The 254-nt window shown below is 54.3% G+C and carries 1 protein-coding gene; it reads right to left on the minus strand.

Features of this window, described 5'->3' with window-relative positions; all coding sequences use genetic code 11:
- Position 1: 1 nt before the first annotated feature.
- Positions 2-254, minus strand: a 253-nt coding sequence (locus FDW87_RS22250; protein ID WP_252363101.1) for a phosphoenolpyruvate carboxylase, incomplete at its 5' end; no start/stop codon positions are given.

The raw sequence follows: 254 nt of genomic DNA on the forward strand, positions 1-254 counted from the left end.
GTTAGCCTGTATTACGCATGCCGGCTGCGACACCAGCGATTGTCACCATCAGCGCTTGTTCAACGCGCGGATCTGGTGCATTGCCTTGCTCTTCCGCCAGGCGTGAGCGGTGTAACAGCTCAGCCTGTAAGACATTCAGCGGGTCAGTATAAATATTTCTTAACTGAATGGACTCGGCAATCCACGGCAGGTCGGCCATCAAATGTGAGTCGTTGGCAATCGCCAACACGACATCGATATCGGCTTCCAGGCGC

Source organism: Citrobacter sp. wls826 (assembly GCF_005281245.1).
Classification (GTDB): domain Bacteria; phylum Pseudomonadota; class Gammaproteobacteria; order Enterobacterales; family Enterobacteriaceae; genus Citrobacter; species Citrobacter braakii.